This window comes from Marinobacterium arenosum, assembly GCF_019795155.1.
GTDB lineage: Bacteria > Pseudomonadota > Gammaproteobacteria > Pseudomonadales > Balneatricaceae > Marinobacterium_C > Marinobacterium_C arenosum.
The window spans coordinates 1-7,554 of sequence record NZ_JAILYN010000088.1 but is presented as its reverse complement, the minus strand read 5'-3'; the positions used below and the strand labels follow the sequence as shown (position 1 = coordinate 7,554).

General features: G+C 63.6%; 7 protein-coding genes. 4 read left to right on the top strand and 3 right to left on the bottom strand.

The annotated features are described in order from the left end of the window. Positions 1–306 precede the first annotated feature (306 nt). On the bottom strand, positions 307–1,245 hold the full coding sequence (locus K6T12_RS20975) for a LysR family transcriptional regulator (RefSeq protein WP_222224925.1): 939 nt from the start codon (positions 1,243–1,245) through the stop codon (positions 307–309). Between the two features lie 135 nt (positions 1,246–1,380). On the opposite strand from K6T12_RS20975, the gene K6T12_RS20970 reads away from it, so the two are divergent. Then, positions 1,381–2,718, top strand: coding sequence for an aspartate aminotransferase family protein (locus K6T12_RS20970; protein WP_222224924.1), 1,338 nt, complete (start codon positions 1,381–1,383; stop codon positions 2,716–2,718). Between the two features lie 107 nt (positions 2,719–2,825). Continuing rightward, positions 2,826–4,322 (top strand): CoA-acylating methylmalonate-semialdehyde dehydrogenase, encoded by a 1,497-nt coding sequence (locus K6T12_RS20965; RefSeq protein ID WP_222224923.1) that lies wholly within the window; start codon positions 2,826–2,828, stop codon positions 4,320–4,322. Positions 4,323–4,778: 456 nt separating this feature from the next. On the opposite strand, the gene K6T12_RS20960 is transcribed toward K6T12_RS20965, so the two are convergent. Beyond that, positions 4,779–5,084, bottom strand: a complete 306-nt coding sequence (locus K6T12_RS20960) for a c-type cytochrome (RefSeq protein ID WP_222224922.1) — start codon at positions 5,082–5,084, stop codon at positions 4,779–4,781. A 125-nt stretch (positions 5,085–5,209) separates the two neighbouring features. Between K6T12_RS20960 and rhtB the strand changes: the two genes are divergently transcribed. Both rhtB and K6T12_RS20950 read left to right on the top strand, forming a co-directional pair. Further along, positions 5,210–5,827 (top strand): homoserine/homoserine lactone efflux protein, encoded by a 618-nt coding sequence (gene rhtB / locus K6T12_RS20955; RefSeq protein WP_222224921.1) that lies wholly within the window; start codon positions 5,210–5,212, stop codon positions 5,825–5,827. Between the two features lie 85 nt (positions 5,828–5,912). Next, on the top strand, positions 5,913–7,358 hold the full coding sequence (locus tag K6T12_RS20950; RefSeq protein ID WP_255611970.1) for an NAD-dependent succinate-semialdehyde dehydrogenase: 1,446 nt from the start codon (positions 5,913–5,915) through the stop codon (positions 7,356–7,358). Between the two features lie 49 nt (positions 7,359–7,407). On the opposite strand, the gene K6T12_RS20945 is transcribed toward K6T12_RS20950, so the two are convergent. After that, a partial coding sequence (locus tag K6T12_RS20945) for a transposase (RefSeq protein WP_222224926.1) occupies positions 7,408–7,554 on the bottom strand: 147 nt, incomplete at its 5' end.

Below are 7,554 nucleotides of genomic sequence, written 5' to 3'. Positions count from 1 at the left end.
TCTGTTCGTCAGGCCAGTGCTTTGCTTTCGGCTGCCTTCGGATTCCACCTCGCGGCGGACACCCTTGCCGTTCAGCTAATCGTTCCCCTTGCCGGGCCGATAGTGGACTTTCACCACCAAGTCATCCGATCACCGCCACAGTGACCGGAACAGCTCCGAAGAGCTACGTGCCATGCCGGGCACACATTGTTAAGGGCGGAAGCCCCTGCGCGGGCCGCCTTGACGCGCCAGCAGGCAAGACCTAAGCCTGGATAAATCCTCTTGGCCAAGAATATCTTCAAACGTTATTGCCGCTTGAAGCTCCGCTCAGTCCTCGGCGTGGAGCGCCAGTTCGTTCAGGAAGGTTTCCAGTACCAGGTTCGGCCGCACCCCCTTGCGGGTCACCGCCGCGTACTGGATCTGGTAGTTCATCAGCTCCGGCCGCAGCGCCCGCAGCCGGCCCTCGCGGACCCAGCGCTCGGCGTAGTGGGTCGGCAGGAAGCCGATATAGAGGCCGGTCATGATCAGAAACGCCACCCCTTCGCGGTCGGAGGCGCTGGCGGTGGTACTCAGCTGCTGCAGCTGCTGGTTGACCTGTTCGGTGCGGGCGAAGGTCGGCTCGATCGCATCGCAGTCGGCCAACGCCTCCCGGTCGATCTCCGCATCGGGCAGATCGAACAGCGGATGTTCGTGACTGCAGTACAGCAGCGCCTCCTCCGCATACAGGTTGGTGTACTCCAGCCCCTTTAGCGGCTGTACCAGCGGCACCACCCCGATGTGCAGCTTGCCGTCCAGGATGCCCAGTTCCACCTCGGTCGGCGAGATCATCCGGATGCGGATATTGACCTCCGGCCCCTGCTGCTTCAGCGAACGCAACGCATAGGTGATCCGCATCCGCGGCATGCTGACCAGGTTGTCGGTGATGCCGATCGCCAGCTCGCCCTTCAGCTGCCGGTGGATCGAGTGGATCTCGCTGCGGAACGACTCCAGCGAGGTGAACAGCTGCAGACTGGCGTCGTACACCTGGCGCCCCTCGTCGGTCAGCGAGAAACCGGCCCGGCCGCGCTGGCACAGCCGCAGCCCGAGGCGTTTTTCCAGGTCGGCCATGCTGATGCTGATCGCCGACGCCGACACTCCCAGCTCCACCTCCGCCTGGGCAAATCCGCCGGCCTCCACCACGGTGCGGAACACCTTCAGCAGGCGCAGGTCGATATCGCTGATCTGGCCGATCAGGCTCTTGGCGGGGCGGCTTGCGGGACGGGACATAGTTAAATACCTGCTTAACTAAGTATTTTTTATTTTGAATTTAATCAAAATATGAACCGGCGCACACTCTGTCAATAACGTAACCGTTAACGCAACCACAACTCCCATACCTGAGAACAAGAAACGGAGGGTGCGATGAGCGCAACCACAGACAGCAAGTCACCCAGCCAGGCACAACTGGATGCCCACTGGATGCCGTTCACCGGCAACCGCCAATTCAAACAGGACCCACGCATCATCGTCTCAGCCGACGGCTGCTACTACACCGATGCCGACGGCCGCAAGATCTTTGATGGCCTGTCCGGCTTGTGGACCTGCGGTCTGGGCCACAACGTACCCGAGATCAACGAAGCGATCGCCCAGCAGGTCAAGCAGCTGGACTATGCCCCGGCGTTCCAGTTCGGCCACCCGAAATCGTTCGAGCTGGCCGAGCGGGTCACCCAGTTCATGCCGCAAGGGATCAACCGGGTGCTGTTCACCAGCTCCGGCTCCGAAGCCGCCGACACCTCGCTGAAGATCGCTCGTGCCTACTGGCGCAAGAAAGGGATGCCGAGCAAGACCCGGCTGATCGGCCGTACCAAGGGCTATCACGGGGTTAACTTCGCCGGCATCAGCGTCGGCGGTATCGGCCCGAACCGCGCACTGTATGGCGAAGGCCTGGCGGCGGATCACCTGCCGCACACCCTGGTGAAAGGCCACGAGTTCACCCGCGGCATGCCGGATGTCGGCGCCGAGCGGGCGGAAGATCTGCTGGAGCTGATCGCGCTGCACGATGCCTCCAACATCGCGGCGGTGATCGTCGAGCCGTTCTCCGGTTCCGCCGGGGTGATCATCCCGCCGGTCGGCTACCTGCAGCGGCTGCGCGAGATCTGCGACCAGCACAACATCCTGCTGATCTTCGACGAGGTGATCACCGGTTTCGGCCGCACCGGCGCCAACACCGGCTCCGAGGCGTTCGGCGTCACCCCGGACATCATCAACATGGCCAAGCAGATGACCAACGGTTCCCAGCCGCTGGGCGCGGTGGCGGTCAAGCAGGAGATCTACGACTGCTTCATGGAGCATGGCGGTCCAGAGTACATGATCGAGCTGCCGCACGGCTACACCTACAGCGCCCACCCGGTCGCCTGTGCCGCCGGTATCGCCGCACTGGACGTGCTGGAGAACAACCACCTGGTCAACCGGGTGGCGGAGATCGCGCCGTACTGGGAGAACGCGGTGCACAGCCTGAAGGGCAGCAAGCACGTCAGCGATATCCGCAACTACGGCCTGGCCGCCGGCCTGAGCATCGAAGCCCTGCCGGGCGAGCCGGCGCGGCGTCCGTACGAGATCGCGATGAAGATGTGGCAGAAGGGCTTCTATGTCCGCTACGGCGGCGACACCATCCAGCTGGCACCGCCGTTCATCGTCGAACTGGACGAGATCGACCGGCTGATCAACGCCCTGGGCGAAACCCTGAACGAGCAGGCCTGAGCCGCAGGCTCCAAGGCATAGCGGGCGCGCAGGCCAAGTTTCAGAGGCGCGTCCCAAACAAATAAGAATCAGGCAGCCCCCCGGCTGCACAGAGCGAGGTTTACAACATGACTGTAATCGGACACCTGATCAACGGCGAGATCCGCACCGACGCCACCCGTCTCCAGGACGTATTCAACCCGGCCACCGGCGAAGCCAGCCGCCAGGTTGCCCTGGCCGCCAAGAGCACCGTCGAAGAAGCGATCGCCGCCGCCCAGGCCGCCTATCCGGCCTGGCGCGACACCCCGCCGGCCAAGCGGGCACGGATCATGTTCCGCTTCAAGGAGCTGCTGGAAGCCAACGCCGACAAGATCTGCCAGCTGATCGGCGAAGAGCACGGCAAGATCGGCCATGACGCCGCCGGCGAACTGCAGCGCGGTATCGAGAACGTCGAGTACGCCTGCGGCGCCCCGGAACTGCTGAAGGGCGAGTACAGCAAGAACGTCGGCCCGGCAGTCGACTCCTGGAGCGATTTCCAGCCGCTGGGCGTGGTCGCCGGCATCACCCCGTTCAACTTCCCGGCGATGGTACCGCTGTGGATGTACCCGATGGCGATCGCCTGCGGCAACACCTTCGTGCTGAAGCCGTCCGAGCGCGACCCGAGCTCGACCCTGTTCATCGCCGAACTGCTGCAGGAAGCCGGCCTGCCGGCCGGCGTGTTGAACGTGGTCAACGGCGACAAGGAAGCGGTCGACACCCTGCTGTACGACAACCGCATCAAGGCGGTCAGCTTCGTCGGCTCCACGCCGATCGCCGAGTACATCTACAGCACCGCCAACGCCCAGGGCAAACGCTGCCAGGCGCTGGGCGGTGCCAAGAACCACGCCATCGTGATGCCGGACGCCGATATGGACAACGCCGTGGCCCAGCTGCTGGGTGCCGCGTTCGGTTCCTCCGGCGAACGCTGCATGGCGCTGTCGGTAGCGGTCGCGGTCGGTGACGAAGCCGGTGACACCCTGGTTGCCAAGATGAAAGAGGCGATGCAGGACCTGAATGTCGGCGCCTACAGCGACAGCAGCAACGACTTCGGCCCGGTGATCACCCGCGCCCACCAGCAGAAGGTCAACGGCTACATCGACAGCGCCGAACAGGATGGCGCCAGCGTGGTGGTCGACGGCCGCAACCCGCAGGTGAAAGGGTACGAGAACGGCTTCTTCGTCGGCGCCACCCTGATCGACGGCGTCACGCCGGAGATGGTCAGCTACAAGGAGGAGATCTTCGGCCCGGTACTGCAGGTGATGCGCGTCAACACCCTGCAGGAGGCGATGGACCTGATCGATGCCCACGAATACGGCAACGGCACCTGCATCTTCACCCGTGACGGTGAAGCGGCCCGCTACTTCTCCGACAACATCCAGGTGGGCATGGTCGGCATCAACATCCCGCTGCCGGTACCGGTTTCCTACCACAGCTTCGGCGGCTGGAAGCGTTCGCTGTTCGGCGACCTGCACGCCTACGGCCCGGACTCGGTACGCTTCTACACCAAGCGCAAGACCGTGACCCAGCGCTGGCCGGCGTCCGGCATCCAGGAGAAGGCCCAGTTCGCGTTCCCCAGTGAGGGCTGAGCCAGATTCGACATTTAGTTCGACTCTTAGTTTGTTGCACTAAGGTGGGTACTTTTCCCTGAAAAGTACTTTTGCTCTGGCCGAGCATCCGGCACCGGTGTCTGCCCGCGGACACCGTTTTTTTATACAAGTGAACAGCTGTTAGTGGACAGCTAACAGCTGTACGGAGCGGACTGAAAGGGAAAGCATATTACCCATCATTTGTGGTTCTTCGCGGATTTCCGGGAGCTACGCTCGTCACTCCGGGTACTTTTTTATAAGCCACGCGCAGGATCAGGCGCTCTGTGGAGGCATACGGGGGTGTTGGGGGCGGAGCCCCCTGACGCGCCGGCAGGCAAGACCGTAATTCAGCCATTTCCACTGATGTGGATCTACCAAACGTAACCGTTAACTGCGATTCTGCCTGTAAGGCAGATAGAGAACTTTTACGATCCGTTACCCTTCTGCAGCAACCCACTATTGGCTTGCATAAAACGCCGCCAGATCCTCGATCTGATCGTCGCTGAGTTCCGCCGCTTCCGGGTACATCAGGAACGCCATCGCCCCCTTGCGACTGCGGTCGCGATAGGCCCTGAGCACTTTTTCGAGGTAAGCGGCGTTCTGGCCGTCCAGGTTCGGATAGCCCTTGCTGGTCGCCCGGCCGGTGGGACCGTGGCAACTGGCGCAGGCCTGGGCCAGCTGGCGGCCATTGTCGCTGTCGCCGGCCAATAGCGGGCTGGACAGGCCGAGCGTAACGGCCAGGGTCAGAAGGTGAAATCGCACGACGCTCTCCAATGGTTGATTCGGCCGCGCACTATAGCCTAACGGGTGTTATATTCCGTTGATCTGGCTTCGCTGTCGGACCACTCACAACGACCTAATCCAACGCTCTTGCCTGGAGTTAAAAAATGGAACTGACCCTCTGGCTGGCCCTGCTTGGCGCCGCATTCCTGATCAGCCTGTCGCCCGGTGCCGGCGCGGTCACCGCGATGAGCTTCGGTGCCCGTCACGGAGTGCGCGGCGCCGCCCCGGCGGTCGCCGGGCTGATCAGCGGTTACGGTATCCAGATGCTGATCGTCGGGGTCGGGCTGGGCTCGTTGATCAGCACCTCGGTACTGCTGTTCAACCTGATCAAGTGGCTCGGCGTGGCCTACCTGGTCTGGCTCGGCATCCAGAAATGGCGCGAGCAGGGCGCGCTGGATCTGGACGGCGCGCCGCTGGTGTCCGGCCGACGCTGTTTCCTGCAGGCGTTGCTGATCAACATCACCAACCCGAAAGGGATCGTCTTCCTGATGGCGCTGATCCCGCAGTTCCTCGACCCGCTGCAGCCGCAGGCGCCACAGTTGCTGATCATCTGCGGCACCCTGGTGACGGTCGACTGGCTGGTGATGACCGGCTACAGCGCGGTGGCGGCACGACTGCGCCCCTGGCTGCGCAACGCCAAGGCGGTCAAGACCCAGAACCGGGTGACCGGCAGCGCACTGATCGGCGCCGGCCTGCTGCTGTCGTCGGCCAGCAACCGCTAGCGCGCCCCGTCGGGACGCCGAATCCATCAACCGACGGCTTGCTCTCCGGCCCGGCCGGAGCCGGCCCATTCGAAAAAGGACGCTGATGATGAATACCAAGCTTTTCCGCCAGCAGGCATACGTTAACGGACAGTGGATCGACGCCCGCGACGGCGCTTGCGACGAGATCTTCAACCCGGCCACCGGCGATAAGCTGGGCACAGTACCCCGGCTGGGCAGCGAGGAGACCCGCCAGGCGATCGATGCCGCCGATACCGCCCAGCGCGACTGGGCCGGCCTGACCGCCGGCGAGCGAAGCGCCACCCTGCGACGCTGGTACGAGCTGATCGTCGATCATGCGGACCAGTTGGCCGAGATCCTGACCCTGGAACAGGGCAAGCCGCTGGCCGAGGCACGCGGCGAGATCCTGTACGCCGCCAGCTTCATCGAGTGGTTTGCCGAGGAGGGCAAGCGGATCTATGGCGACGTGATCCCCAGCCATAAGGCCGACGCCCGCATTGTGGTGATCAAGCAGCCGATCGGCGTGGTCGGCGCGATCACCCCCTGGAACTTTCCCAGCGCGATGATCACCCGCAAATGCGGCCCGGCGATGGCGGCCGGCTGTCCGTTTATCGTCAAACCGGCGCCGGATACCCCCTACTCGGCGCTGGCGCTGGCGGTGCTGGCCGAGGAGGCCGGCATCCCGGCCGGGGTGTTCAACGTGGTGACCGGCGACGCCAAGGCGATCGGCGGCGAGCTGACCGGCAACGACAAGGTGCGCAAGCTCAGCTTCACCGGCTCCACCGCGGTCGGCAGGCTGCTGATGCGCCAGTGCGCCGACAACGTCAAGAAGATCTCGCTGGAGCTGGGCGGCAACGCGCCGTTCATCGTATTCGACGACGCCGACCTGGATGCCGCGGTGGCCGGCGCCGTGGCCTCAAAATACCGCAACGCCGGCCAGACCTGCGTCTGCACCAACCGCTTCATCGTGCAGCGCGGCATCTACGACGCCTTCGTCGAGCGGCTGACCGAGGCGGTGGCCGACCTGAAAGTGGGCAACGGCCTGGATGAGGGCGTCACCCAGGGGCCGCTGATCAACCCGGCGGCGGTGGACAAAGTGGAGGATCACCTGCGGGACGCGCTTGGCAAGGGCGCCCAACTGACCATCGGCGGCCAACGCCACGCGCTGGGCGGCACCTTCTTCGAGCCGACCGTGCTGCGCGAGGTCACTGCCGATATGAAAGTGGCCCGCGAGGAGACCTTCGGCCCGCTGGCGCCGGTGTTCCGCTTCGACGACGAAGCCGAGGCGATCGCATTAGCCAACGATACCGAGTTCGGCCTGGCCGCCTACCTGTACACCAACCAGCTGGGCCGCGCCTGGCGGGTCGGCGAAGCGCTGGAGTACGGCATCGTCGGCATCAACGAGGGGATCATCTCCACCGCCGTGGCGCCGTTCGGCGGCGTCAAGCAGTCCGGCATCGGCCGCGAGGGCTCCAGGTACGGCATCGAGGACTATGTTGAGATTAAGTACATGTTGATGGGCGGCATCTGACAGCAAGCTACAAAACTGCTGCGCTCGGTGATACGGCGTTAAAAATGGTTCATCGTCGTTTACCGGGAAAGGCTGCTTTGATCTTCATAAAGAAGTACTCGGTATCACGATAGCCATAAGCCATGCGCTTGATTACCTTGATCTTGTTGTTAATCCCCTCCAGCCGACTGGTGTGGAGGGGATGCTCCGCCGACGC

Bases quoted from the DNA above. Each gene is read 5' to 3' on its own strand.
- K6T12_RS20975 (WP_222224925.1), bottom strand. From the start codon at position 1,245: ATGTCCCGTCCCGCAAGCCGCCCCGCCAAGAGCCTGATCGGCCAGATC.
- K6T12_RS20970 (WP_222224924.1), top strand. From the start codon at position 1,381: ATGAGCGCAACCACAGACAGCAAGTCACCCAGCCAGGCACAACTGGAT.
- K6T12_RS20965 (WP_222224923.1), top strand. From the start codon at position 2,826: ATGACTGTAATCGGACACCTGATCAACGGCGAGATCCGCACCGACGCC.
- rhtB (WP_222224921.1), top strand. From the start codon at position 5,210: ATGGAACTGACCCTCTGGCTGGCCCTGCTTGGCGCCGCATTCCTGATC.
- K6T12_RS20950 (WP_255611970.1), top strand. From the start codon at position 5,913: ATGATGAATACCAAGCTTTTCCGCCAGCAGGCATACGTTAACGGACAG.